Source organism: Mesorhizobium sp. L2C084A000 (genome assembly GCF_000502875.1).
Lineage (GTDB): Bacteria > Pseudomonadota > Alphaproteobacteria > Rhizobiales > Rhizobiaceae > Mesorhizobium.
Genome location: NZ_AYWX01000007.1, coordinates 64,526 through 89,634 on the forward strand (window position 1 = coordinate 64,526; position 25,109 = coordinate 89,634).

The following is a 25,109-nucleotide window of genomic DNA, read 5'->3' on the forward strand; positions in this document are numbered from 1 at the left end:
ATCAAGTCTGTAGACCGCCGCGTGCCTCCGTCCGTGCCGGGAGTTGGTCGCGGCACTGCAGCCGGCGAGATCGTCAGCCAGTTGCGACGCCGCCAGACGGCTCGAAATTTTTGGCCCGGGTTCGGCTCAAGGCGAATATGCCAGGCAGTACGTTGCAACGCTATTGGCATCCGCGCTAGGAGTTGCCGATGGGCAGGTTTCGAAGGGCTGTCAAAAGAGCCGTCTATTCCAGGGCGCTAAGGTTTCTTGACGTTCCGCCCGTGCTGTGGTCGCAGGGCATCGGGCATTTCTGCGATTTCGCCGGGCCGCGCTGGTATCGCAATGCGCCAACTGCATCGACGCAGAGCGAGGCATTTTTCCGCCAACATTACAGCGGCGCGCATGGCATTGTCTGGCTGCGCCTGAGCACCTTGTCCAGGGATGCGCAAACCTGCGACCTCGACACGTTCGTCAGGATCGTGCTGCCGACGATCACGGCACCGTTCACGCTGCTGACGACCGACGGAGATGCTTCGGTGCCGTCGGATCTGGCGAAGGACACCGTCGACCAACTTCTCGCCAACCCTTTCCTGGTCTCTTGGTACAGCCAGAATTGTGACGGCACTCACCCCAGAGTGAAGCCTTTCCCGATCGGGCTCGATCTTCACACGCCTCGGTCCCTTGCCACGCCGGCAGGGCTTGTGAAGCAACTGGAAATCATACGCGCCCGGCAGGATCATGTGGACCGCCGCCTGCCCAGGCTGTTCTCTGATTTCAGCATCAGCAATGGCTCGAGGCAGCGCCGGGAACTGCTTGATGCCCTGGGCGGATGTCCGCATGTCGATTTCCTGACGAAACGGGTCTCCCAGCGCTCGATCTGGCAACTATACTCGCAATACCCGCTCGTGCTGTCCACCGAAGGCAATGGCCTGGACTGCCATAGGACATGGGAGCTGTTTTATCTCGGCTGCATCGTCGTCACCAGGACCTCGCCGCTCGACCCGCTCTACCAGGGCCTGCCTGTCATTATCGTCGACGACTGGCATGAGGTGAGGGACCCCGATGCGCCGAGACGCTGGATAGAGCAGGTCGCGCATCTGACCGACCGGGGCCATGTTTGGGGACGCTTGCATCCGCAAACCTATCTCGGCCCCATTCGGCAAGAGCTTCAGCACGCATCCTGATAGGGCAGACCACGAAATTCCGGCTGGACGTGGTGCGAAGCGGGGCTCCTGCAAGCGATGTGGAACGATGTGGCTCCTCCATATCTGGTGGAGGGACGGATCATGTGCCAGCCTCGTCCAGCCCCAGCCCGCCGCGGACAGCATTGCGGATGGCTTCTGGGCCGAACCTTGCCCAAACCGCTTGATGCGCGCGGATGCGCTGCCGTGCCCTGCGGTCGGCATCCAGGCAGAGTCCGACAGCCATTCCGGCAAGCCCTTCATCGGTATCCGACAGCAGCAGCTCCTCCCCGTCGACCAGATCCAGGCCCTCGGCCGCCAGAGGCGTGGCGATCACCGGCACGCCCCACGCCATCGCCTCCAAAATCTTGATGCGGGTGCCGCCGCCTGCCGCAAGCGGGATGATGGTGAGATGCGCTCTCGAAAGAAGCGGCGCCATGTCTTCGGGGTCTTCGACAAGCTCCACGCCCCGCAATCCTGCCAGCGCTTGCACGGCCGTTGTCGGGTTGCGCCCAGCGAGAATCAATGTCGCGGTCGGCAAGGCCAGTCGGATGCGCGTAAGTATGGAGCCGGCTAATCTCTGGACGGCGTCGACGTTTGGCGGATAGCCGAGATGGCCGACGAACAGGATCACCGGAAAGCTTTCGCCGGATCCGGGCTCGGCGGGCAGCGTTTCGGGGCTGTGCCCGGCGTGCGGAATTCCGTTTGGAACGACATCGATCGGCAACTTATGCCGGGAAAGCGCCATCAACCGCTCTCGATCCTGGCTCGAGCAGACCCAGACCCGGTCGACAAGGGCAATCGCTTTTCTCTCGAGACGCCTGATGCCCGCGCTGATCGTCGCCACCGCAGGCCGCTTCACATCGACGTGCCGCAACTGCCCCGCCAAGTCGGACTCGACGTTGTGCATGTCGAGGATGAGATGTTTCGTCAATGCCCGCAAAGGCCGCAGCAGCTTGAACAGGCCGATGCCCTCGATCAGCACCGTATCGGGGCGGAAGTCCCGAACCAGTGCCTCCAGCCGCGTCAAGGCGACGCGCGAGATGCGACGCTCCGCCCTTATGCGCCACCACCCGATCGAAGCGGAGCGGGCCTCTCCCTTGATCGACAAGGCTTCGGTGCGGATCGACGGATCGGTTGTTTCCGTCGCCTGCGGCAGCACAGACACCAGGCAGACCGGGCCGAATTGCGCAGCAGACTCAGCATTGCGGTAGTTCCGCAAATCCGCGCCGGAGATCGGCGGAAAGGCCGGATCGTGGGACACAACCAGCACACGTCGCCCGGCTTTCGCCGCGGAGGCAGCGTCGAGCGGTTGTGCGTCCGCGGGTTTCAAAGCGGACGCTCTGGGCTTTGCGCCGGAGGCTTCATTCCAGACGACATGCGCGACGGCCCCAAAACCACAACAATCGGCTTCGACTTGTTCAGCCGAACGCCGCTTTCGTCAAGCGCCGCATCGTCGCTGAATGTCAGATGCACCAGCTGCGCGCCCTGCCGAATGTCACCATCGCCTGGACCACGCCAACCAGCGGCCCGCCAGATGCTTCCATGATGAGGTGAGCCTTGTCCGCCGATAGGCGTCACCGGCCATCTTGATGCCTTGCGCCTGCGTCGGGAATGGATGGATGACGTCGGCCAGCGCCCGCAATCTCATGCCCGATTTGATCGCCAGCGACACCGCATTGATCATCTCGCCGGCATGGCTGGCGACGACCGTGGCGCCCAGGATGCGGTCGGACCCCTCCCTGACGTGGATTTTGACAAAACCCTCCTCCTCGCCGTCCATCACCGCACGGGCGACATCGTGCATCAGCACCGTATAGGTCTTGACCGGAATGCCGCTCTGGCGCGCCTCCGCCGGATAGAGGCCGACATGGGCGATCTCCGGATCGGTATAGGTGCACCACGGAATGACCAGTTCGCTCAGTTTCCTGCGTCCGAGAAACAGGGCATTGCGCACGACCATGCGGGCTGTCGCCTCGGCGGTATGGGTGAATTTGTAGGCGAGGCAGACGTCGCCCGCCGCATAGATGCGTGGATTGGCGGTTCGGAGATAATCGTCCACCTTGATGCCGTCGGCATCATATGCCACCCCGGCGTTCTCCAGGTCGAGACCGTCGACATTGGGCGATCGGCCGATGCCGGTGATGATCTCGTCGACGGAAATCGTTGTCGTGATGTCGTCGCACACCAGGTCGGCGAGCTTCTTGCCGCCTTCCGTTCGTACCGCCACCACCTCGGTGTTGAGGCGAACCTCGACACCTTCGCGCGCCAGCGCGTCCGAAAGAATTTGGGCGGCATCGCGTTCCTCACCGGGCAGGAACATCGGTTCGCGCTGCGCCTGGATGACCTTCGCGCCCAGCAGGCAGAAGGCCTGCGCCGCTTCGCAACCGAGTGGTCCGCCGCCGATGACCAGAAGCCGCTTCGGGCACTCCGTGAGATCGAACATGGTCTCGTTGCTGAGATAGCCGGCGTCGGCAAGCCCCGAGATCGTCGGCAGCCTCGGGCGCGCGCCTGTCGCGATCAGCGCCTTTCTGAAACGCAAGGTTTGTCCGGCGACCGTGACAGCGTCCCTTCCGGAAAACCGCGCTTCACCGAAATAAAGGTCGATGCCTTCGGCAATCAGGCTATCGGCGGCATCGGCGCGGCTGATCCGCTGCCGGATCTGCCGCATCCGCGTCATGGCGCGCTGAAAGTTGACGTGAAGACGGTCCGGCATGTCGCCGCCGAAATTCTCGGCGTCGCGCATGTCGGCATAAAGCCTTGCGGTGCGGATGATCGACTTCGACGGGATGCAGCCGACATTGACGCAAGTTCCGCCGATCAGGTTGCGCTCGATGAGCGCGACCTTTGCGCCGAGGCCGGCCGCTTCGTAGGCGGCGGTCAGTCCAGCCGGTCCGGCACCGATGACGACGAGGTTGTAGGGACCGTCCGGCTGCGGGTTCTTCCGGTGCGGCGGATGGGCGCCCTTGATCAGCTCAATGTCGTTGTGATCGACAGGAAAGGCGGCAGCCCTGGTCCGGTCACGCGACATCGCCGCCACCCGACGCCGGGCTTGCCGGCTGAGACAGCCAGCCGCCATTGAATCCGGCCTTGCGCAAGCCGTTGCGGATGTGTTGATTTGACCGCATCAGTCTCCAGATCAACCCTGACCGATGGTTCTCGATCATCATCACCACGATGCCTTGATCCAGCCCATAGTGGCCTTCCGACACCCAGCCGTGCCTCCCGAATTTACGTCGGTTCGCCAATGTCGGATTGAAACCGCTCGGCAGTCGGAAATTGTCGATCACCTCGGGGTAGCGATCACCGAGATGGCGCAACGCCGCCAGGCAGATCTCCGGGGCGAAAGGCAGTGATGCCGGATAGGACCAAGGCGCGATCGTCCCGTCATCGGGCCCGAACGGCGCGCCGCGCGCGGCATAGCCGGAAAACCGCCGGCGCTGTCGCTCCACGCTGGTGCGAAAACCGCCTGGCCCGTCGCCCGCCGAAAGACCCCAAAGGTTCTCGTCGTAGCCGCCATAGCCGTAAGGGTTGTGGCGTGCATAGTCGCGATGCAGATAGGTCGAGCGGCGGCTGTTTTCGAAATAGTCCGAGTTCTTCTCGCGCATGAAGGCGTCGCGGATGCCGGCGAAATCGATCCAGGCATGCGAGAACTGGTGCATGAACAGCGGACCGCCATACAGCACGTCGTAGCCGTAAATGTTCTCCCACTGATAGGTCGCCGTCCAGCCCTCGTAGCTGTTGTCCGAGGTCGGGCTGTCGGGCGAGGCCATCGACAGGACGTAGAGGATCGTGGCTTCGTTGTAGCCCTCCCAGCCATAGTGGAGAAAGCCGCTCCTCGGCTTCCAGCCTTGTCGCAAGGTCGGGCTTGAGCCTTGTGCCCACCGCCAGTCGACGCGCCGGTAGAGCGCCTCGGCCAGTTGGCGGATTTCGGCTTCCTCGTCATCATCACCGGAGAAATAGGCGCCCGCCACCAGCATGCCCGATATCAGCAATGCCGTATCCACCATCGACAGTTCGCAGCGCCAGACGCGCAGGCCGGTCCGCATGTCGAGGAAATGGTAGTAGAAACCCTTGTGGCCGGTGACCTCCTCGCCATTGCCTTGCGAGCCGGCCGAGAAGAAACGCAACGCGGCCAGCGTCAGCTTCGCGGCGGCATCGCGCGCCATCCAGCCGCGCTCGACGCCGACCGGATAGCTGGACAGCGCGAAGCCGACGACAGCGATGCTGGCCGGCGAATTCGGCCGCGAGGTGTCGGCGACCAATCCGTTTTCGGGGTTCACGTTCTCGAGGAAATAGTCGAAGGCGGCGCGCTGATAGCGGTCCAGAAGCTCGTCGTCGGACAGCGCGCAAGGCTCGGCCCTAAGCAAAAGAAGCAAGCTCCCGTCGGATGGCTGCAGCGTCCGTCAACCGCCAACCAGTTGCCCCGCGCCGGCAGGTCATCACGCATGCTGAACTGTCATGCCGCGTCATAGCTTTCCCGCATAGCTTTGTTGCGTCAACGTCGATTCGACGTCTGGGACTATACGCCCCTACGCTCCAGTTCGTTGCGTCGTCACGCGGAATTGAGATGCGTCCTGCCTCAGTAGGTGGCGCGGCCGCCGGAAACGTCGAATACGGCGGCGGTCGTGAACGAACACTCTTCCGAGGCGATCCAGCAGATCAGCGCCGCCACCTCGTCGACCTCGCCGAAGCGCGCCATCGGTATCTTGGACAGCATGAAGTCGATGTGCTCCTGGCTCATCTGCCTGAAGATCGCGGTGCGCACGGCCGCCGGTGTGACGCAATTGACCGTCACCTTGGTCTTGGCCAACTCCTTGCCGAGCGACTTGGTCAGGCCGATCACCGCGGCCTTCGAGGTGCTGTAGGCCGAAGCGTTGGGATTGCCTTCCTTGCCGGCGATCGAAGCGATGTTGACGATGCGGCCATAGTTGCGCTCGAGCATGTGCGGGACAAGCGCCTTGTTGCAATAGAAGACGCCATTGATGTTGATGTCGATGACCTTCTGCCAATCTTCGACCGAGTAATTCCAGGTCGTCATGTTGGGTCCGGTGATCGCCGCACTGGTGACCAGGATGTCGACACCGCCAAGCGCTTCGATCGCCGACTGTTTGGCGCGTTCCACGCCGGCCGCATTGGCGACGTCAATGGCAACACCGTGGAGGCCGGCAAGGGTAGTCCTGGCCTGTTCGATCTGAGCAGGATCGCGATCCCAGACTGAAACCCGTCCGCCCTCTTCGACAATCCTCTGAGCCACTGCCAGACCGATGCCCGATGCGCCGCCGGTGATCACCGCCGCTCGACCGCTGAACCGTCCTGCAAAATTCATCGGCATCTGATTCTCCCCCCGTCACCTGAACCCGATGGACGCCAACCACGCGCGACCGCCATACCATCGACGGCGACTGTGCGGTCACGATCAGGCAAGTTCAAGCCGGCATGCGAGTCCGATCGTCTGGGCCAATCCCGTTACCCGGGACTCCCCTCGAGCTCTCTGCCCAGCGCCTTCACCATCGCCACCAGCGCCGGTCCGATCTCGGCATGCGCGCGCTCTTCCGTGATGATCTCGCCGATGCCGCCGCAGGTGATGGCAACCAGCGGCGAGCCGTCACTCGGACGGAACGGCACGCCGACTGCATGGATGTAGCTGTGCCAGGCGCCGAACGACGTCACATAGCCCTTGTCGGCATACTGGGCGATCGCATCGTCGATCGCCGCCGCGATCATCGCCGCCCTGTCCGGCTCGGCCTCCTGCAAAGCCCCCACAAGGCTGGCACGCTCCTCGGATGAAAGTGCCGCCGCATAGGCCAGCCCCATCGATGTCTTCCAGATCGGCAGATAGGAGCCCGGGTTGAGGCGCAGCGTGACAAGGCTCTCCGACCGGCAGTTGGCGAGATAGACCATGTTGAGGCTGTCGCGGGTGCCGAGCGCCACCGCCGCCCCCGTCAAATCGGCCAGCGGCTGCATCAGCGGCCGGGCGACGTGGACAACCGCACTGGAACTCAGTGCCGAATAACCCAGCGCCACGGTGGCTGGTCCCAGGCTGTAGCGGCCAAGGTCCTTGTCGTAGAGGAGATAGCCGAGCGCGCTTAGCGTATAGGTGATGCGCGAAACCGTGGCCTTGGGCAGGCCGGTGCGGGCAATGATGTCCTGATTGCCGAGTGAGGCATCGCCCGGGCGGAAAGCGCGCAGGATGCCGAGCCCGCGCACCAGCGACGACGAAAGCTGCGCGCCTTCGACTTCAAGCTCCGTCTCGTCCCTGGTGGCTCGCTTGCGCACGCTGAGGTCTTTCTGGCGTCGTCGTCCGCCTGTCGGGCCGGTGTCGCCGGCGTTGTATCAAAAATGAAATTAAATTCCATTTATATTGACAGGCGCTTTCCCCCACTGTCAATATGCTTCCCTCGATGGCATCTCCAAGCGCCCTGTGCCATCTTACGAAGCCCCTCCTTGTGAAGGTAGCCACGTGTCTCGCTATATTTTGCGCCGGCTTATCGCCATGCCGTTTCTGGTGCTCGGCATCGTCACCATTGCCTTCCTGATCACCACGGTGACCAAGGGCGATCCGCTGACCGCGATTGTCGCCGAACAGCAGATGAGCAACCCCGAAGTGGTGGCCGCCGCCAAGGCGCGCTGGGGTCTCGATCGTCCTTTGCCGGAACGCTATATGATATATCTTGGGAATCTGCTGAGCGGCGATCTTGGCACCTCGTTCATCACCAAGCGCAATGTCGGCACCGACATTCTCTACCGCTTGCCGGCAACGCTCGAACTGGTTTTCGCTGCGATGATCTTCGGCACCACGCTCGGCATTGTGCTTGGTGTGCTGGCCGCCTATTTCCGCAACAGCCTGATTGACCATGGCGCGCGGCTGTTCGCCTTGTTCGGCTCTTCGCTGCCGGTGTTCTGGTCGGGGCTCGGCCTGTTGTTCATCTTCTCCGTCATGCTGAACTGGCTGCCGGGGCCGGGCAGGGTCGATGCCCGCCTGGCATTACCGCCCGGTATCACCGGTTTCCTGACCATCGACTCGTTGCTGGCCGGCGACTGGACGGTGTTTAAGGATGCGCTCTGGCACCTGCTTCTGCCGGCCTTCGTGCTCGGCTGGACGGTTTCCGGCACCATATCGCGGCTGGTGCGCGCCAACATGCTGGATGTGATGAGCCGCGAGTTCGTGCTCACCGCGCGCGCCAAGGGGGCCAGCGAATTCCGCGTCGTCATTGTCCACGCGCTGCGCAACACCATGGTGCCGACCTTGACCGTCATCGGCTACTCCTTCGCCTATCTGATCACCGGCGCGGTGCTGACCGAGACCATCTTTTCCTGGCCGGGCATGGGTTCCTATGCCGTCGAGGCGGCGCGCGCGCTCGACTTCCCGGCAATCATCGGCGTTACCATCGTCGGCGGCCTCGCCTTCCTGGTCACCAATCTCATCACCGACATACTCTATGTCGTGGCCAATCCGCGCGTGAGATTGAGCTGATGTCGGCGGTCGAAACCAGATCCCGTTCCACCGCTGTTCCCGAATGGCTGACCGCGCCTTTGGTCATCGGCACGATCGTCATCCTGTTCTGGCTGTTCATGACCGTCTTCGCCAATCTGGTCGTGCAGTTCGATCCGCTCGAAATGGTCGCACGCCGGCTGCAGCCGCCGAACTGGGCGCATTGGCTGGGCACCGATGCGCTCGGCCGCGATGTGCTGGCCCGCACTCTGCACGGGGCCGCACATTCGTTGCCGATCGCGGTCCTGGTCGTCGTCTCGGCTGTGGTGATCGGCTCGCTGCTCGGCGCCATTTCCGGCTTCGTCGGCGGCCTCACCGGCGCGGCGATCATGCGGCTGGTCGACGTGACCTTGTCGTTCCCGCCGATGCTGCTCGCCATGGCCGTCGCGGCGTCGCTCGGGCCGGGCCTCGGCAATGCCGCCATCGCCATGGTGCTGGTCTGGTGGCCGGTCTACGCCCGGCTGATGCGGGCGCAGGTGCTGGAGGTGAAGGAGCGCGAGCATGTCGAGGCGGCAATCGCCGCCGGCGCCAGGCCGCGGCGCGTGCTGTTCACGCACATATTGCCGCTTTGCTGGACTCCGGTGCTGATCAGCGCGACCATGGATTTGGGCCAGGTCGTGCTGCTTGCCGCGTCGCTCAGCTTCATCGGTCTCGGCGCCACGCCGCCGACGCCTGAATGGGGCTCGATGATCTCCGATGGCGCCGTCCATTTCTATCAATGGTGGATCGCCTTCGGTCCCGGCGTCGCCATCCTCACCATCGTGCTCGGCTTCAACTTCATCGGCGACGGCTTGCGCGACATTCTCGATCCAAGGTCGGACTAGGCGATGAGCGCACAGATATCTTCAGCGCGCTCCGGCGCCGTCGACAAGGCAGGTGAGCAGGAGCCGCTGCTCTCGATTCGTGGCCTGCGCGTCGGGTTCCGGCGGGCCGGCGACCAGTTTGAAGCGGTGCGAGGCATCGACCTCGACGTCGCCAAGGGCGAGGTGGTCGGCATTGTCGGCGAGTCCGGTTCGGGCAAGTCGGTCGGCATGCTCGCCGCGCTCGGCCTGACCTCGAAGAACGCCGTGGTTACCGGCTCGGTCCGCTTCAACGGCGACGAACTGGTCGGCAAATCGTCACGCGAAATGCGCAAGATCAGGGGCGCGCGCATAGCCATGATTTTTCAGGACCCGCTGTCCTCGTTGAATCCGGTGATGACCGTCGGCGCCCAGATCGCCGAGGCGGTCAGGCTGCATCAGCGCGTCACCCGCAAGCAGGCCATGGCGCGCGCGGTGGAACTGCTCCATCTGGTGGCGATCCCGCAGCCGGAGCGCCGGGTGAACCAGTATCCGCATGAATTCTCCGGCGGCATGCGCCAGCGCGCGGTCATCGCCATGGCCGTCGCCAACGATCCCGATTTGCTAATCGCCGACGAACCGACCACGGCGCTCGACGTCACGGTGCAGGCGCAGATATTGGCCGTGCTGCGTTCGCTGCAGGAGCGGCTCGGCCTTGGCCTGGTGCTGATCACCCATGATCTAGGCGTCGTCGCCGGTCATGCCGACCGCGTCGCGGTCGTCTATTCCGGCCGTGTCGTCGAACAGGCTGGCGTGTCCGAGCTGTTCGCCGACCCGCGCCATCCCTACACGCGCGGGCTCATTGCCTCGATCCCCAACCTCGAGGAAAGCCGCGAGCGGCTGTTCTCGATCGACGGTTCGCCGCCCGCACTTGGCCGCTTGCCGGGCGGCTGCGCCTTCCATCCGCGCTGCATCTATGCCGAGGCACGCTGCCGGACCGAGGATCCGCCTTTGCACGACATAGGCGGCCGCTTCTCGGCCTGCCATTTCGCGACGACCTTGCCGCCCTTCCATAGTGCTGCGCTTGCGGCGGCAGAACTGGACAGTGGAAGCATGGCCCCATGAGCGCAGTGGAGCAAATTCAAGTCGAAACCAAGCCGGCGGCAGCGCTTTCCGTGCGCCATCTTGTCAAGGATTTTCCGGTTCGCGGCGGCCTCGTCTTCGACCGCGCGGTTGCCCATGTGCGTGCGGTGGCCGATGTGTCCTTTGACTTGGCGCCGGGCGAAACGCTGGGCCTCGTCGGCGAATCCGGTTGCGGCAAGTCGACCCTCGGACGCTGCCTGATGCGGCTGATCGAGCCGACCAGTGGCGAAAGCTGGTTCCGTGGCCAGAACCTGCTCGCCCTCAACCACGAAGACATGCGCCTGATGCGGCGCTACATCCAGCTGGTCTTCCAGGATCCGTACGGGTCGCTGCATCCGCGCATGCGCATTGCCGACAACATCGCCGAGCCTTTGCGCATGAGCGACATGTCGGCGGCCGATCGCCGTGGGCGGGTGGCCGAACTGCTCGAACTTGTCCGGCTCAATCCCGATCACGGCAAGCGCTATCCGCACGAACTGTCCGGCGGCCAGCGCCAGCGTGTGGTCATCGCCCGCGCGCTTGCGCTCAACCCGCAAGTGGTGATCCTCGACGAACCGGTTTCGGCGCTCGACGTTTCGGTGCAGGCTGGCGTGCTCAATTTGCTCAGGGATATTCAGCAGTCCTTCGGCACATCCTATCTGTTCATCGCACATGATCTTTCGGTCGTGCGCCACATCTCGCACCAGGTCGCGGTGATGTATCTCGGCAAGATCGTCGATATCGCACCCGCGGCCGAACTCTACTCCAGGGCGCTGCACCCCTATACCCAGGCGCTGCTGTCGGCGGTGCCGCTCGCCAACCCCGAGAAGGAGCGCAAGCGCGAGCGCATCGTACTGACCGGTGACGTGCCGAGCCCGCTCAACCCACCATCCGGCTGCCGCTTCCGCACGCGCTGCTTCAAGGCGCAGGCGATTTGCGCTGCCGTCGAACCACCGCTCGATCCGGCTGGTGGTTCGCATCGCGTCGCCTGTCATTTTCCGGAGCCGGTCAACACTTTCAGGGCTGTCTGACAGGCCCGCCGAATTCATCCGCGAAGGAATTTTGATCGTGACTGAGGACCATTCCGAAAATGCCGCCACGGCTGGCCGCGCGCGCCTGCCGCTCGAAGGCATCAAGGTTCTCGATCTTTCGCGCGTGCTGGCCGGTCCGTGGGCGACGATGAGCTTGGCCGATCTCGGCGCCGAAGTCTGGAAGATCGAGAATATCGATGGTGGCGACGACACCAGGGCGTGGTCGGTGCCGAGCTACAAGGGTGTCTCAACCTATTATCTCTGCGCCAATCGGGGCAAGCAGAGCATCGCGCTCGACATGAAAAGCCCGCAGGGGCTGGCCATCGTGCGCGAGTTGGCAGCGAAGGCCGACATCGTCGTCGAGAATTTCCGCGCCGGCACCGCCGATCGCCTCGGTGTCGGTTTCAAGGAACTCAGCGCGTCAAACCCGCGGCTGATCTATTGCTCGATTTCCGGCTACGGCCAGACCGGGCCCGATGCCGGACGGCCCGGCTATGATTTCGTCATGCAGGCCGAAAGCGGCCTGATGGCCATCACTGGCGAGAGCAATGGCGAGCCGATGCGTGTCGGCGTCGCCATCACCGACATCGTCTGCGGCATGGTCGCCACGCAGTCGATCCTGGCAGCGCTTTACGAGCGCGCGACGACCGGCAAGGGCCAGTTCCTCGACCTGTCGCTGATCGACTGCGCGCTCAGCCTGCTGATCAATGTCGGCAGCGGTTACCTCAACACCGGTCGAGAGGTTGCCCGATACGGCAATGCCCATCCGACGGTCGTTCCCTATCAGATATTCGAAGCCTCCGACGGCGGCTTCGCGCTGGCCGTCGGCAACGATCGTCAGTTCGCAGCCCTGTGCGAGCAGGTCGTGGACTTGCCACATTTGGCTGGGGATGCGCGCTTCATCAAGGCAGGCGCGCGCGCCACCCACCGCGAGGCGCTGATTCCGCAGCTGGCGGCTGCCTTCAGGACCAAAACGCGAGACCACTGGATGTCGGCTTGCGCCGCCGCCAGCGTGCCGGCCGGCACCGTAAAATCGATACCGGAAGTCTTCGACAGTCCCAATGTGCGCGAGCGCGGCCTCGTTCAGACCTTGCCGCATCCGCATCTCGGTTCCGTCGCCATGGTGCGTCCGGCGCAGGGACTTGCCGCGCAGTTGACCGCCGACTTCACCGCGCCACCGATGCTGGGCCAGGACACAGCTGCCGTGCTGGCCGACGTGCTCGGCTACAGCGCCGAGACCATCGACCAGTTGGTCGGCACTGGGGCTGTCAGCGTCTATGCGCCTGCCGCCGAACCGATCCCCGCCTGATCTTTCACGGAGCGTGACAGCCCTCGTCGCATTTGCGGTCGACTGAGTGGTTCTCTACTTCAAGAGCGCGAAGAGCCGTTCCTTGTTTTGGCGCTATTCCCAAGGGAAAGCGCTTCCCACTTTTCCTGGAATTGCTCGGCCGGTTATTTCTGCTGACCGTAATTCTTGTAGCGCCCGCGAATGGCGGGTATCTCGCTGCCCTCGATGAGCACCGGTGTGCCGGCGCTGCGCGCCAAAAGGTATTGCCGAGCCAAGGTCTCGAGCTTGATGGTGCGGATGAGCGCCATGTCGAGATCGCCGCCGAAAGCGATCATGCCATGATTGGCGAGCAGGCAGGCCGACCTGTCCTTGAGCGCGACGACGGCAACCTTGGCCAGGTCGCTTGACGCGAACAGCGCATAGTCCGAACAGCGCACATCATCGCCACCGAAACCCGCGACCATGTAATGGAACAGCGGCAGTCCCTCGCGCAGGCACGATAGCGCCACGCAATGGTCGGGATGGGCATGGACGACGGCGCCGGCCTCGGGAAAGGCCTTGTAGATCTCGGCGTGCATTTCCCATTCGCTCGATGGCCTGAACGCACCGTCCCAGGCTCCATCGAGCTGCATCGCCACCATCTGCTCCGGCCGCAAGGCGCTCGTGGCTATTCCCGTCGGCGTGATCAGCATGCCGGCTGTCGTGCGCACGCTGATGTTTCCGGTGGTGCCGACATTCATCCCACTAGCGTCCAGCGTCTGCGTCGCGGTGATCAGGCTGGCGCGTGCAGTCTCGGTGTCCATCACGATGCTTTTCCTGTGGTTGGCCACATGACAGGTTTTGCCGGTGGCCATGTGTCGATCGCCGGCGCGACGGTGGTCGCCCGTGTCATGTCTTGCAGGACGTCGGCGAAAATATCCGGGCCGCCGAGCTTTCCCGATTTCAGTATCAGCGCCAGCGGATCGGATGGCAGGTCGGGGAGGTGGGCGATGGCGCGCGACAGTCCCGGGCCCTCATAGGCGCCCATGGCGATCCGGTCGATGCCGAGCGCCTTGACCACCGAACCGGCTGTCTCGCCGCCGGCGACGACGAGCCGGCGGACGCCGAGTTCACGCACCAGAATCTGTGCAATCCCGGCCAGGATCTCTTCCGCCCTTGCTGCCACCACATCGCGGCCGTGCGCCTGCTGCAGCGCTTCGACCGTCGCTTGCGGCGCGGTCGTGGCAATGGCGATCATCGCACCGGGCAAATGCCGCTCGGCAAAGGCACGCGCTTCGGCCATGATATCGGCGCCGGCAAAGGCGCTGGCAAGGTCGATCGTCAGCAGTGGATTGTTGCGCGCAAAACGCTCGAGCTGTTCGATGGTGCGGTCGGCGACGCTGCCGGCCAGCACCGCTGCCGGCCCTTCGACGGCCGGCAGGCTGGCGGCAACGAGATCGCCTGAATTCAGCAGCCCATGCGTGAGCCAGGCCGGCGGCAGATGCGCGGCGACCGAGGAATTGCCGGTCATCAGCGGCAGGTCGAAGGTCGCTTCCGCGATCGCAACCAGGTCGCGCTCGCGGATCGTATCGGTGATCAGCAGTATCTCGCCGCCCGCGCTGTGCTCTCGTATGGCGTTGCGGATGGCCTCCGACCCGGCATCGACGACGAGATAGGGCACCAGCCCGACCTTGCCTTTGCTCTGCGCCTGCAGCACGCGAACCAGATTGGAATCGGTCATCGGCGTCAGCGGATCGAAGCGCTTGGGCGATTCACCCAGCAACTGGGCGCCGCCGAACATGTGTCCCTGATAGACGGTGCGGCCGGTCTCACACAGGGCCGGGGTGAACAGCGTGACGCCGCCGCCAAGCCGCTCGAGCAGCGCCTCGGCGCAAGGACCGATGTTGCCGGCAGGTGTCGAATCGAAAGTGGCGCAATATTTGAAGAAGATCTGCCGGGCACCAGCTTCAAGCAACCGGTCCGCCGCCTCCAGAACCTGGCGCACCGCATCGCTGGCCGCGATGACGCGTGTCTTGAGCAGGATCACATGGGCAAGATTGCCTGGTGGGATCGGCGCACTCAGTCCGACCGTGCATCCCGTTGGAATGCCGCGCGCCACCAGCATCGACGCCAGCTCGGTGCCGCCGGTCAGATCGTCGGCTATGGCGCCAAACAGGAGTGAAGGCGTCGCGGTCATGCGCCCCGTCTCATATCCGTCTGCACCATGGCTGCCCGTCTCACAGTTGCCTGTCTCATGTCGGTGGTCAGGCCATTCGTGGTATCATATACACAGCCCACGCGACGCAGGCGACGCCTGCGCTGTTGCAAGAACGGAGAGCGGATGTGACTGCTTCTATCGCGCCGATCGCGCGCGACAATCTGACGACGCGCGTCTACGAGGAGCTTCGCCGCGCCATGATGGAAGGCCGTTTCTGGCCGGGCCATCGCTTCAAGATCCGCGACCTCGCCGCCAGCCTTCAGGTTTCCGAAACGCCGGTGCGCGAGGCGCTGATGCAGCTGGTGCGCGAAAAAGGCCTGGAGATGGAGGCCGGTCGTTCGATCACCGTCGCCCAGCTGTCGCTGGCCCAATATCTGGAACTGCGCAGCATCCGGCTGCATCTCGAAGGCATGGCGGGCGCGGCGGCAACGACGCGCATCGAGCCGCGCGAGATCGACCGTCTGGCCGAAGTGCATGACAGGCTGATTGCCAACGAGGACAATGGCCATTGGTTCGAAGCCGTCCGCGACAATTGGGAATTCCACCACTCTATCTACCAGGCGGCGCAAATGCCGGAGCTGCTGGCCATCATCGAGGGCATCTGGCTGCGCAACGGGCCGCTGGTGAACTATCAGTACCCGCACGCCAGGCCGACCTATGACGGCCGCCACAGGCACCTCGACATTCTCGACGCGCTGCGGGCGCGCGACGAGAACGGCGTGCGCAAGGGCATTCAGCAGGACATGATCGAAGGCGGCCGCTTGCTCGTCAAGGTTCTCGAACGGCTGAACGACGGTGCGGTCACGCCCGAGGAACTGCGCCGCGCGGCGCAGAACGGCCGTCTGGTGTCGGCCGCCGGCTGAACGATCTGTTTGCCTCCACCGCATGGGCGCTGGTTCAAGCCACCTGCGCCGCGGCGGCCATGCCGGCATCGGCCGCCTGCAGGGCGAGATCTATGTCTTTTGCGCTGTGCGCGGCACCCAGGAACATGTTGTGCCGGGGATGGAAATAGGCGCCTTCGCGCAAGGCGGCCGAGCAGAAGGCATTGGCCAGCTTGAACTCGGCATCGTCGTCAAACAGCACCATCGGCATCGACACCGGACCGGTCTGGCGCAGCGACAGGCCATGCTTCTTCGCTGCCGCGTCGAGACCTGAGCGCAGCCTGTCGCCGGCTTCGGTCATGCGGGCAATCGCGTCGGTATCGCGCAGCGTGTTGATGGTGGCGATCGCGGCGGCCATGGCGACGGCGCCATACCAGAACGACCCCGTCACGTAGACCTTGGTCGCGGCTTCGCGAAACCGGTCGGTGCCGGTGATGGCGGCCAGCGGATAGCCATTGGCGATCGCCTTCGAGAAGGCGGACAGGTCCGGCCGTACGCCAAGCGGCTCCCAGCTGCCGGCAAGGTCGATGCGAAACCCGGCCCTGACATCGTCGACGATCAGCGCCGCATCGGCGGCGGTGGTGAGCTCGCGCGCCCGTCTGGCGAAGGCGGCTGTCGGCAATTCCTGGTCGCGGGCGATGTCGTGGCGGAAAGCTGTGACGATGACGGCGGCAAGATCGCTGCCGGCCTGCTCGACGGCTGCCTCAAGGCCGGCAACGTCATTGTAGTCGAAATGGATGAGATGGGCGCGGTCCTCGGCGGTGACGCCGGCGAGCGAAGGCGTGCACCACGGCACGGCGCCGTGATAGGAGCCGCGCGCGACCAGCACCTTGCGCCGGCCGGTGCCGGCACGCGCGATTGTCACGCAGGCCGTGGTGGCGTCGGTGCCGTTCTTCTGCAGCATTGCCCAGTCGGCATGCGCGACGGTCTTGACCAGCAACTCCGCCAGCTCGACCAGAACTTCACCCGGGCCGTTCATCGCATCGCCCAGGCGACGTTGCTTCTCGGCTGCCTGTTCGACGGCCTGGTGATGGTGGCCGAGGATGTTGGGCCCCCAACTGCACATCAGGTCGATGTATTCGCGCCCATCGACGTCCCAGACCCGGCAGCCGTCGGCGCGCTCGAAGAACTGCGGATAGGCGGAGCCGAGATAGCGCGTGGCCATGTGTCCCCACATGCCGCCCGGAATGACCGAGGCCGCACGCTCGCGCAGCAACTGGTCCTTGGAGTTGATCAGGGAATGCATAGCGAGGTCTCCGCACATTGATATATCATATATTGAATTTGGCGCTGGAAGAACAGGATTTGCTGATCGTCCAGGAGGAGGAAGCGAGAGGCGGCTGGGCCGCCTCCCGCTTTTTTTCGCTCAGTGGCTGAGTTCTGCCAGCGGCAGGTTGCAGCAGGCGCTGTAGCGCACGCCCTTGACGTCCGACTTGTAGGCCAGGATCAGGTTCGGGCTGATCAGCGGCAGGATGATCCTGTCCTTGATCATCTCCTCGCCAGCCTGGTGCCACAGCTGGGCGGCCTTGTCGCCGCTTGCCGCAAGGGCTGCCTTGTAGATCTCCGCTTCCTTTGGGTTGAGCACCGACGGGTCGCGCTCCGCGCCGGCGCGGCGTGCCCACGGGCTGCCCTTGGTCATGGCGAAATAATCGATGTATTGCGAGGTGCCGTAATAGTCCGGCGCGTAGAACACCGCGGTCATCGGGATGCCGTCGCCATTGACGCGTTCGCGCCAGTTGGCGAAGGGGATCGGCTGCAGATCGAGCTTGATGTTGATCTTGGCCAGATCCTGCTGAACCTTCTGCATCAGAAGCGACAGGTCGACGCCGTAGACGTTCATGCCGGGAAACGCTGCTTCCATCTCGAAGCCGTCGGCGTGTCCGGCCTTGGCCAGAAGTTCCTTTGCCTTGGCGACGTCATAGGGCTGCGCCTCGAAGCCCGAACCGCCGGGGAAGCCGAGCGGGATCGGCGCACTGATCAACTGGCCCTCGGAGCCGATGGTGAAGTCGAGGATGCTCGGACGGTCGAGGCCGAGCGAGATGGCCTCACGCACTTCGGGCGTCAGCGGAACCTTGTTGGCCTTGGCGCCCGGCGACAGCGCCACATAGATGAAGTTGTAGGATGGCACGGTCTCGATCTTCACGTCGCTGCCGGTCATCGTCTTGGCCGTGTCCGGGTCGATCTGCATGGCGATGTCGGCGGTGCCGCTCTGCAGCATCTGCGCCTGCGCCACTGCATCCTTGGTCTGGCGGATGACGACTTCGCTCAGCGCCGGCGCCGTGCGCCAGTATTTGTCGTTGCGTGCCAGCCGCAGCTCCGAATTGGGCTCATAGGATTTCAGCACGAACGGCGCGCTGCCGGCCGAATGCGCCAGGAACCAGGCCTCGGCATTGTCTGTCGTCGAGGCTTCCGCATCGGCCTTGGCGCCGGCTTCGGAAGCAACCTTGCTGTTGACGACCGCTGCGTAGGGCGCCGCCGCGATGTTGAGGAATTCGGAGCTCGGCGCGACCATCTTGACGACCACCGTATGCGCGTCCGGGGTCTCGATCGAGGCGACATTGTCCATCAGGAACGAGGCGCTGCCCTTGAGGTTCTTCAGCCGCTCCCAGGACCATTTCACGTCCTTGGCCTCTACCGGCGAACCGTCCGAGAATTTGGCGGCCGGGTCGAGCGTGAAGGTGAAGCTGCTCTGGTCGGCATTGCCTTCCCATTTGGAAGCGAGCAACGGGATCAGCTTGTTGTCCTTGTCCAGCGTCAGCAGCGATTCATAGACGCTGGAATTGTAGATCTGGCAGGTGTCGCAGAACGCGCGGTGCGGATCGAGCGAGTTGAGGTCGATGTTGCGCGCGATGACCAGCGGCTTGCTGTCCTGCGCGAAGCTGGCCGGCGCCCAGAAGGCGCTGGTGGCCAGCAGCACGGCTGCCAGCATCGTCGCTCTGGTCTTGCTTCTCGGTAGGATGGTCATGTCAGTTCTCCCATTTTCTTGTCGGATCTTTGTGGCAATGCGTTCGCTCTATCCGCCCACGCCAGTGAGGGATTGAAGCGCGGCCTTGAGCTTTTCAGCGCCGCCCAGTGCGGCGCGGTTGAGCGGGGCCGATACGACGGGAGCAGAAAGGCTTCCCGTCACATGCAGGATCTCGTGATCGAGATAATCGAACACGCGATCCTGAATCTCCTGTGTCAGTCGTCCGCCAAGCGATAGCCCACGCTGCACCTGCTCGATGACGGCCACTCGGTTGGTCTTGCGGATCGAGGCTTCCACCAGCGGCCAGTCGAGCCCGGTCGGGTCGAGGCTGCGCAGGTCGATGATCTCGGCATCGGCGCCGGTCTCCTCGACCACCTGTCTGGCGACAGCAACCATGCTGGCGCTGGTGAGCAGTGTGCAGGCGCTGCCCGGCCTGACTATCTTCGCCTTGCCGAGCCGCACGCAATAGTCGCGGTCGTCCGCAGGCACAGGGCCTTCGCTCGGGAACAGTTCGACATGCTCGATGACGACGACCGGATCGTCGCATTTCAGCGCTGAATTCATCAGGCCGATATAGTCGAAGGGCGTCGTCGGCGCGACGATGCGCCAGCCGGGAAACAGGGCGAACAGGCCGGACGGATCACCCGAATGCTGCGAGCCGTAGCCGGTGTGCGGCGAGACGCGCACCCTGACCACGATGGGCACCGGAAAACCGCCGCCGAACATGTGACGCACCTTGCTGACCGCGTTGAACAGCTGGTCGGCGGCAACCAGGCAGAAGTCGCCGAACATGATCTCGACGATCGGCCGCAAGCCGCAAAGCGCTGCACCCAGCGCCACCCCGACAAAACCGTTCTCGGCGATCGGCATCGCCAGCACGCGCTCCGGCCAGCGTTCCAGCGCACCTTTTGTGGCGCCCGAAACGCCGCCGCGCAGCCGGTGCACGTCCTCGCCCATGATGATGATGCGCGGATCCTGCTCCATGGCGCGAGCGATGACCTCGGACGCGGCAACCATGAATTTGACCGGCTTGGTCTCGGCCGGCGGCACGTCCTCGATCTCGAGGAAGCGCTCGCTCTTCAGTTCGGAAAGATCGCCGCGGATCTGGTTGTCGACGTCGCTTGGGTCCGGCCACAGATGATCAGGAATGCGCAGCGCGTTGCCGCTCATTTCGGTCAGCGAATCGGCAGCGGTGTTGACCACCTCCATGACGCGCTGGTCGAGTGTACCGAGGTCCGAATCGTTCAGGATGCCCATCGTCTTCAGGCGAGCCGCCATGGTGGCAAGCGGGTCGCGCGCTTTCCAGGCGTCCTCTTCGGCCCGCGTGCGGTAGCCGAATTCGCTGCCCGGGCGGGCGCCGCTCTGATGCAGGAAGCGGTAGCAGAGCGCCTCGACCAGCACCGGGCCGCCGTCTTCCTCGATCGTCCGGCGCGCCTTGCGCATGGCATGGTGGACGGCCACCACATCCATGCCGTCGCATTCGATGCCGCGAAAGCCGAGCATAGGTCCTCGCGAGGCCAGCCGCGTCTCGCGCGTCTGCTCGTTGATGTGAGTCGAGACGGCATAGAGATTGTTTTCGGCGAAAAAGATCACCGGCAGCCGGTATAGCGCGGCGATGTTCATCGCCTCATAGGCCGGCCCTGCCATCATCGTGCCGTCGCCGAAGAAGGCGACCGAGATGTTGCCGGTACCAAGCAGCTTGTCGGCGAGCGCGTAGCCTGCCGCATGCGGCAGGTTGCCACCGATGATGGCGCTGGTGCCAGGAATCCCCGAGGCGTCGTCGCGCATATGCATCGAGCCGCCACGGCCGCCGCAATAGCCGGCGCTGAGGCCCATGATCTCGGCCATCAGGCCGCGCACCGAGCCCTGCATGTCCGGGTTGAAAGCGTCATGCAGCGGGTCGAATCCGCCGGGCGTCTGCGCGTTGACAAGCTTGGCCAGCACCTGGTGATGGGCGCGGTGGGTGCCGTTGATGCGGTCACCCGTGCCGAGCACGGACATGGCGCCGACCGCCGTCGCCTCCTGGCCGATGCTGGCATGCGCCGGACCATGCACCAGCCCCGCATTGGCGAGATCGAGCACTTTTTCCTCGAAACGGCGGATGAGCAGCATCTGGTGGTACCAGCGCACCAGGCCCGAAACCTCGGCGTCGTTCCAGTCCGAATCGTCAACCTCTAGCCGCAACCAGGGCGCCGATGGCTGGATCGATGTCTGCTGGACCATGTCAGCTATTTCCGTTCTGGTAGATGATATATCAAATATTTTCTCAGTCGATTAGGCCGTTCATTTTTCCTGGGGCACGATGCTGGCTAGAAGGTTTGCACACAAATGGAATTAAATTTCATTTTTGTGACGAGGCAGAGACTAAGCCGGGACGGCGCGGTTCCGCAAGAGGAATTTTGAGACTGCTAGCAGGCCCCATGTCGGTTCTTCGCCCGACAGATTTTCTAACGCTATTCGATATTGGTATGATATAATCACACCGACATCATAGGAGAAATCATGGCTGCCACCGAAAAGCGCACCTTCAGCCTGCCAACAGAGCAGGCTGCTTTCATCGACCGTCTCGTTGAATCAGGAACCTATGCGACCAGCAGTGAAGTGATCCGCGCCGGGCTTCGTGCCCTGCAAGAGCGCGACGCGGCCGTAGAGCGTTGGCTGCGCGAGGAAGTCGTGCCGACCTATGACAGATGGAAGGCAGACCCTTCCCGAGTTATCCCAGCCAACCAGGCTTTTGACGACATCCGCGCTCACCACGCCGCCCGCTTTAAGAGGGATGTGTGAAGCGCCGGCATATTGTTCTGTTGCCGGAAGCCCTAGCGGACTTAAGATGGATATACGACACCATCGAGATCGCCGCCGGCAACGTCACGGCCATACGCTATATCGAGCGTATCGAAGCCTACTGCCAGGGTCTCGACTACGCCTCGGAGCGCGGAACACGCCGTGACGATCTGCGGCCGGGGCTTCGGGTTGTCGGTTTTGAGCGCCGTGTAACGGTGACCTTTACAGTGGAATCCGACCAAGTGGTGATTTTCCGTGTGTTCTATGGCGGCGCCAATTGGGAGGATGAGCTCTAACCTGCAACGGGAAAAAGCGTAAACCGCCTAGCTGTCCGAACCCCGGCTGTCAGTCGACCAGATGCTGGAAGAACTGCAAAAACAATTCCCGCTCGGTGGTGATGTCGAGCTTCTCGTAGATACGCCGGCGGTGGTTCTTGACCGTGCCGACGGTGATGCCGAGGCGCTCGGCGATGTTCGCCGTCGGGTGGCCGGCGAGGATCAACTGGACCAGCTCCCGCTCGCGCAGCGACAGCTCCGGCCACAGGCTGGCCGGAATGGTCGGCTCCTGCCGGGGCGAGGCGCCGGGGCTGGTCGGTGCCGATGTGCGGGAGAATTCGGTTCCGCGCGCCTTGATGTCGAGCGCATGCAGCGCCTCGAACACCGGCAGCCGCTCGTCCAGCAGGGCGATCTCGCTGTCCTTGAAAGAAGCGGTCGAGCGATCGAGGAAGATGCCGAGGCACCAGTCACCGCCATCGGCCAGCATGATGCCGACCTCGTCGCAGATCTCCGACTGTGCCAGGAAGCCGGCAATGTACTGGCCGCGCTTGGCCTCGTCGTCGGCGAGCCGCTTCAGCGGCATGATGCCCAGCCTTCGCTCGCGCCGCCACGAGGCATAGAACGGGTCGAAGACGTAGTAGTTGTCGAGATAGCGCCGGACCATTTCATCCGAGAAGCGCCGGTGCTTGACGAATTCCGGCGTCTGCGTCGCCGAATAGCGCGTCACCGTGACGAGGTCGTGCTCGATGTCGGCGCCGATCAGGTCGATCAGGCAGTCGACATGCCTGTCGGTGCCGGTGGCGGCGATCGCTTTGGCGAGCGGCGCCCAGATATTGTCCATGCGCATGCCCTTTTCTCGGCGATGTCAGCCCAGCCGTCATTATGTCTTTAGGCATATGGCGCGAAGCCGCCTGTCGAATCTAGCCTAGCGTCAACCTAGACCAGATCCCGAGGCGACCGTGACCCAACCCAATCTCACCGCCCCCATCGTCGGCAATCCAATCGTCATCGGTATCGACGCCGGCGGCACCATGACTGACACGATCCTTGTCGATCAGGACGGCCACTTCAAGATCGGCAAGTCGGCGACCACGCCGAAGAACGAAGCCGAAGGTTTTCTCGCGTCTGCCGAGGATGCGGCGGATGCTTGGGGCATCTCGCTCGAATCACTGTTTTCCGGCGTCAACGTCGTGCTCTATTCCGGCACCGGCATGCTCAACACACTGTTGTCGCGCACCGGCCGCAGGCTCGGCCTGATCACCACCAAGGGCCTGGAAGACATGATCCTGATGGGCCGAGGACTGCAGGCCTGGGCCGACTATTCCTACGCCGACCGGCTGCATGCGGTCACCCATCACCATCCCGATCCGCTGGTGCCGCGCCGCCGCACGCATGGCGTCACCGAGCGAATCGACCAGTTCGGCGACATCGTGCTGCCGCTCTACGAACACGAGGTCTCCGCCGCCGCGAAAAAACTGATCGCCGACCAGGTCGAGGCGATCTGCATCATGACCATCTTCTCGCACGTCAATCCGGTGCACGAGAAGCGCATCGCCGAGATCTGCCGCGCGGAGGTCGACAAGGCCGGCGCCGACATCATCGTCTACACCAGCCATGAGGTTCGCCCGGTTATTCGCGAACAGTCGCGGCTGAATTCGGTGCTGATCGAAGCCTACGCCACCTCGCGTGGCCGCAAGCAGCTCAAAGGCATCGAGGATGTCTCGAAGAAATACGGCTTCAAATATGGCGTGCAGACGCTGCTCTCCTTCGGCGGCCTGACCTCGATCAACCATCCGCGCCTGCATGAAACCATGATCTCCGGCCCGATCGGCGGCATTCTGGGCGCTGCCTATGTGGGCAAGCTGATCGGCAACGACTCGCTGATCTGCTCGGATATGGGCGGTACCTCCTTCGACATGGGCGTCATCACGCGCGGCCAGACGCGGATCGAGAACGAGCCGCTGATGGACCGTTTCAAGCTCAACGTGCCGACGCTGCATCTCGACACCATCGGCGCCGGCGCCGGCATGATCCTCAAGGTCGATCCGCTGACCAAGAAGGTCTCGCTTGGGCCGGAAAGCGCTGGCTCGGATCCCGGTCCGATCTGCTTCGATCGCGGCGGCACCGAACCGACCATCGCCGATTGCGACGCCATTCTCGGTCGCCTCAACCCGCACTACTTCCTCGGCGGCAAGGTCGTGCTGCAGGTCGAAAAGGCGCGCCGTGCCTTCCAGGAGAAATGCTCCGACATATTGGGCGTCGGACTGGAGGAAGCCGCGGAAGGCATGATCGACATGCTGGAATCCGACGCCAACAACGCGCTGCGCCGCGTCATCTCGGGCCAAGGCATTCATCCTTCGGAGTTCACGCTGCTGTCCTATGGCGGCTCCGGTCCTCTGCATCTGGCCGGCTGCTCCAGGGGCATCGGCTTCAAGGACATCATCACCTTCCAGTTCGCGGCCGCCTTCTCCGCCTTCGGCTGCACCACGGCCGATTTCATGCGCCGTCATTCCGTCTCGACGCAGCACGACATCACGTCACGTCCCGACGAGGCTACGCTGGCCGCCTTCGGCGCCAAGGTCACCACTGTCTGGGACGACCTGACCAGGGCCGCGGTCGACGAGATGATCGCCGACGGCCATGCCAGGGAGAAGATCAGGACCGTGCCGTTCCTGATGATGCGCTACACCGGCCAGCTCGAGGACGTCGAGGTCATGGCGCCACTTGCCAAGGTCGATTCGGCCGACGAGATGCGCAGGGTTCTCGACGAGTTCGAGGCCGTCTATGCCAAGGTCAACCATCGCGTGTCGCGCTATGGCGAAGCCGGCTTCACCATCACCGAACTCGGGCTGATCGCCACCGCTGACAAGGTCAAGCCGGTGCTGCTCAAGCGACCCCTCGGCGCTTCCAATCCTGCTTCCGCCCACAAGGGTGTGCGCGAGGCGTATATCGGTGGGCGCTGGCACAAGGCCAATCTCTACGAGATGGACCTTTTGCAGCCCGGCCATGAAGTCATCGGCCCGGCCATCATCGAACATCCCGCCACCACGCTCGTGGTTCATCCGCAGGACCGCGTCCATGTCGATGAATGGACGTTGCTGCACTACACCCACGCTTGAGAGGGCGACCGCC

The 25,109-nt window shown here is 63.7% G+C and carries 21 protein-coding genes; 10 read left to right on the forward strand and 11 right to left on the reverse strand.

Annotated elements, in window-relative coordinates:
- Window positions 1–188 precede the first annotated feature (188 nt).
- A complete protein-coding gene (locus tag X735_RS149840) occupies window positions 189–1,163 on the forward strand; it encodes a hypothetical protein (protein WP_031213368.1) in 975 nt (324 codons plus the stop codon).
- Between the two features lie 100 nt (window positions 1,164–1,263).
- On the opposite strand, the gene X735_RS149835 is transcribed toward X735_RS149840, so the two are convergent.
- The 5 genes from X735_RS149835 to X735_RS149815 form a co-directional block, all read right to left on the reverse strand.
- Entirely contained in the window at window positions 1,264–2,145 is an 882-nt protein-coding gene (locus X735_RS149835) for a glycosyltransferase family 4 protein (protein WP_348625590.1), read from the reverse strand.
- A gap of 513 nt (window positions 2,146–2,658) precedes the next feature.
- Entirely contained in the window at window positions 2,659–4,191 is a 1,533-nt protein-coding gene (locus X735_RS149830; RefSeq protein WP_023811556.1) for a mercuric reductase, read from the reverse strand.
- Window positions 4,181–5,530 carry a glucoamylase family protein gene (locus tag X735_RS149825; RefSeq protein ID WP_023811557.1) on the reverse strand — a complete coding sequence of 450 codons (1,350 nt, stop codon included), beginning with the start codon at window positions 5,528–5,530 and terminating at the stop codon, window positions 4,181–4,183. The genes X735_RS149830 and X735_RS149825 overlap by 11 nt, the downstream gene beginning before the upstream one ends.
- 212 nt (window positions 5,531–5,742) lie before the next feature.
- Entirely contained in the window at window positions 5,743–6,495 is a 753-nt protein-coding gene (locus X735_RS149820) for an SDR family NAD(P)-dependent oxidoreductase (RefSeq protein ID WP_023811558.1), read from the reverse strand.
- A 134-nt stretch (window positions 6,496–6,629) separates the two neighbouring features.
- Window positions 6,630–7,439, reverse strand: coding sequence for an IclR family transcriptional regulator (locus X735_RS149815; protein ID WP_023811559.1), 810 nt, complete (start codon window positions 7,437–7,439; stop codon window positions 6,630–6,632).
- A 184-nt stretch (window positions 7,440–7,623) separates the two neighbouring features.
- Here X735_RS149815 and X735_RS149810 point away from each other — a divergent pair, with 184 nt between their 5' ends.
- Genes X735_RS149810 through X735_RS149790 form a run of 5 tightly spaced genes read left to right on the forward strand, consistent with a single transcriptional unit; the run spans window position 7,624 to window position 12,896 of the window.
- A complete protein-coding gene (locus tag X735_RS149810; RefSeq protein ID WP_023811560.1) occupies window positions 7,624–8,637 on the forward strand; it encodes an ABC transporter permease in 1,014 nt (337 codons plus the stop codon).
- On the forward strand, window positions 8,637–9,479 hold the full coding sequence (locus X735_RS149805) for an ABC transporter permease (protein ID WP_081734862.1): 843 nt from the start codon (window positions 8,637–8,639) through the stop codon (window positions 9,477–9,479). Before X735_RS149810 ends, X735_RS149805 begins: the two co-directional genes overlap by 1 nt.
- Window positions 9,480–9,482: 3 nt before the next feature.
- On the forward strand, window positions 9,483–10,559 hold the full coding sequence (locus X735_RS149800) for an ABC transporter ATP-binding protein (protein ID WP_023811562.1): 1,077 nt from the start codon (window positions 9,483–9,485) through the stop codon (window positions 10,557–10,559).
- Window positions 10,556–11,587: an oligopeptide/dipeptide ABC transporter ATP-binding protein gene (locus tag X735_RS149795; protein ID WP_023811563.1), complete on the forward strand. Its 1,032-nt coding sequence runs from the start codon at window positions 10,556–10,558 to the stop codon at window positions 11,585–11,587. The genes X735_RS149800 and X735_RS149795 overlap by 4 nt, the downstream gene beginning before the upstream one ends.
- A 37-nt stretch (window positions 11,588–11,624) precedes the next feature.
- Complete coding sequence (locus X735_RS149790; protein WP_023811564.1) at window positions 11,625–12,896, forward strand: CaiB/BaiF CoA-transferase family protein; 1,272 nt, start codon at window positions 11,625–11,627, stop codon at window positions 12,894–12,896.
- Window positions 12,897–13,039: 143 nt separating this feature from the next.
- On the opposite strand, the gene X735_RS149785 is transcribed toward X735_RS149790, so the two are convergent.
- Both X735_RS149785 and otnK read right to left on the reverse strand, forming a co-directional pair.
- Window positions 13,040–13,678 carry a class II aldolase/adducin family protein gene (locus X735_RS149785; protein ID WP_023811565.1) on the reverse strand — a complete coding sequence of 213 codons (639 nt, stop codon included), beginning with the start codon at window positions 13,676–13,678 and terminating at the stop codon, window positions 13,040–13,042.
- Complete coding sequence (otnK, locus tag X735_RS149780) at window positions 13,678–15,051, reverse strand: 3-oxo-tetronate kinase (RefSeq protein ID WP_023811566.1); 1,374 nt, start codon at window positions 15,049–15,051, stop codon at window positions 13,678–13,680. The genes X735_RS149785 and otnK overlap by 1 nt, the downstream gene beginning before the upstream one ends.
- A gap of 146 nt (window positions 15,052–15,197) precedes the next feature.
- Here otnK and X735_RS149775 point away from each other — a divergent pair, with 146 nt between their 5' ends.
- Window positions 15,198–15,935: a GntR family transcriptional regulator gene (locus X735_RS149775; protein WP_023811567.1), complete on the forward strand. Its 738-nt coding sequence runs from the start codon at window positions 15,198–15,200 to the stop codon at window positions 15,933–15,935.
- Window positions 15,936–15,969: 34 nt separating this feature from the next.
- Here X735_RS149775 and X735_RS149770 read toward each other — a convergent pair whose 3' ends face one another.
- From X735_RS149770 to X735_RS149760, 3 genes are all read right to left on the reverse strand, one after another.
- The gene (locus X735_RS149770; RefSeq protein WP_023811568.1) at window positions 15,970–17,199 is read right to left on the reverse strand and encodes an aminotransferase class III-fold pyridoxal phosphate-dependent enzyme; all 1,230 of its coding nucleotides are present in this window, start codon (window positions 17,197–17,199) and stop codon (window positions 15,970–15,972) included.
- A 120-nt stretch (window positions 17,200–17,319) separates the two neighbouring features.
- Window positions 17,320–18,882, reverse strand: coding sequence for an ABC transporter substrate-binding protein (locus tag X735_RS149765; RefSeq protein ID WP_023811570.1), 1,563 nt, complete (start codon window positions 18,880–18,882; stop codon window positions 17,320–17,322).
- Between the two features lie 84 nt (window positions 18,883–18,966).
- The gene (locus X735_RS149760; RefSeq protein WP_023811571.1) at window positions 18,967–21,141 is read right to left on the reverse strand and encodes an alpha-ketoacid dehydrogenase subunit alpha/beta; all 2,175 of its coding nucleotides are present in this window, start codon (window positions 21,139–21,141) and stop codon (window positions 18,967–18,969) included.
- A 279-nt stretch (window positions 21,142–21,420) separates the two neighbouring features.
- Between X735_RS149760 and X735_RS149755 the strand changes: the two genes are divergently transcribed.
- Window positions 21,421–21,702, forward strand: a complete 282-nt coding sequence (locus X735_RS149755; protein ID WP_023811572.1) for a type II toxin-antitoxin system ParD family antitoxin — start codon at window positions 21,421–21,423, stop codon at window positions 21,700–21,702.
- A gap of 20 nt (window positions 21,703–21,722) precedes the next feature.
- The gene (locus X735_RS149750) at window positions 21,723–21,998 is read left to right on the forward strand and encodes a type II toxin-antitoxin system RelE/ParE family toxin (RefSeq protein ID WP_348625591.1); all 276 of its coding nucleotides are present in this window, start codon (window positions 21,723–21,725) and stop codon (window positions 21,996–21,998) included.
- 49 nt (window positions 21,999–22,047) lie between these two features.
- On the opposite strand, the gene X735_RS149745 is transcribed toward X735_RS149750, so the two are convergent.
- The gene (locus tag X735_RS149745; RefSeq protein WP_023811574.1) at window positions 22,048–22,824 is read right to left on the reverse strand and encodes a LuxR C-terminal-related transcriptional regulator; all 777 of its coding nucleotides are present in this window, start codon (window positions 22,822–22,824) and stop codon (window positions 22,048–22,050) included.
- Window positions 22,825–22,936: 112 nt separating this feature from the next.
- On the opposite strand from X735_RS149745, the gene X735_RS149740 reads away from it, so the two are divergent.
- A complete protein-coding gene (locus tag X735_RS149740; protein ID WP_023811575.1) occupies window positions 22,937–25,096 on the forward strand; it encodes a hydantoinase/oxoprolinase family protein in 2,160 nt (719 codons plus the stop codon).
- The last annotated feature ends 13 nt before the right edge of the window (window positions 25,097–25,109 follow it).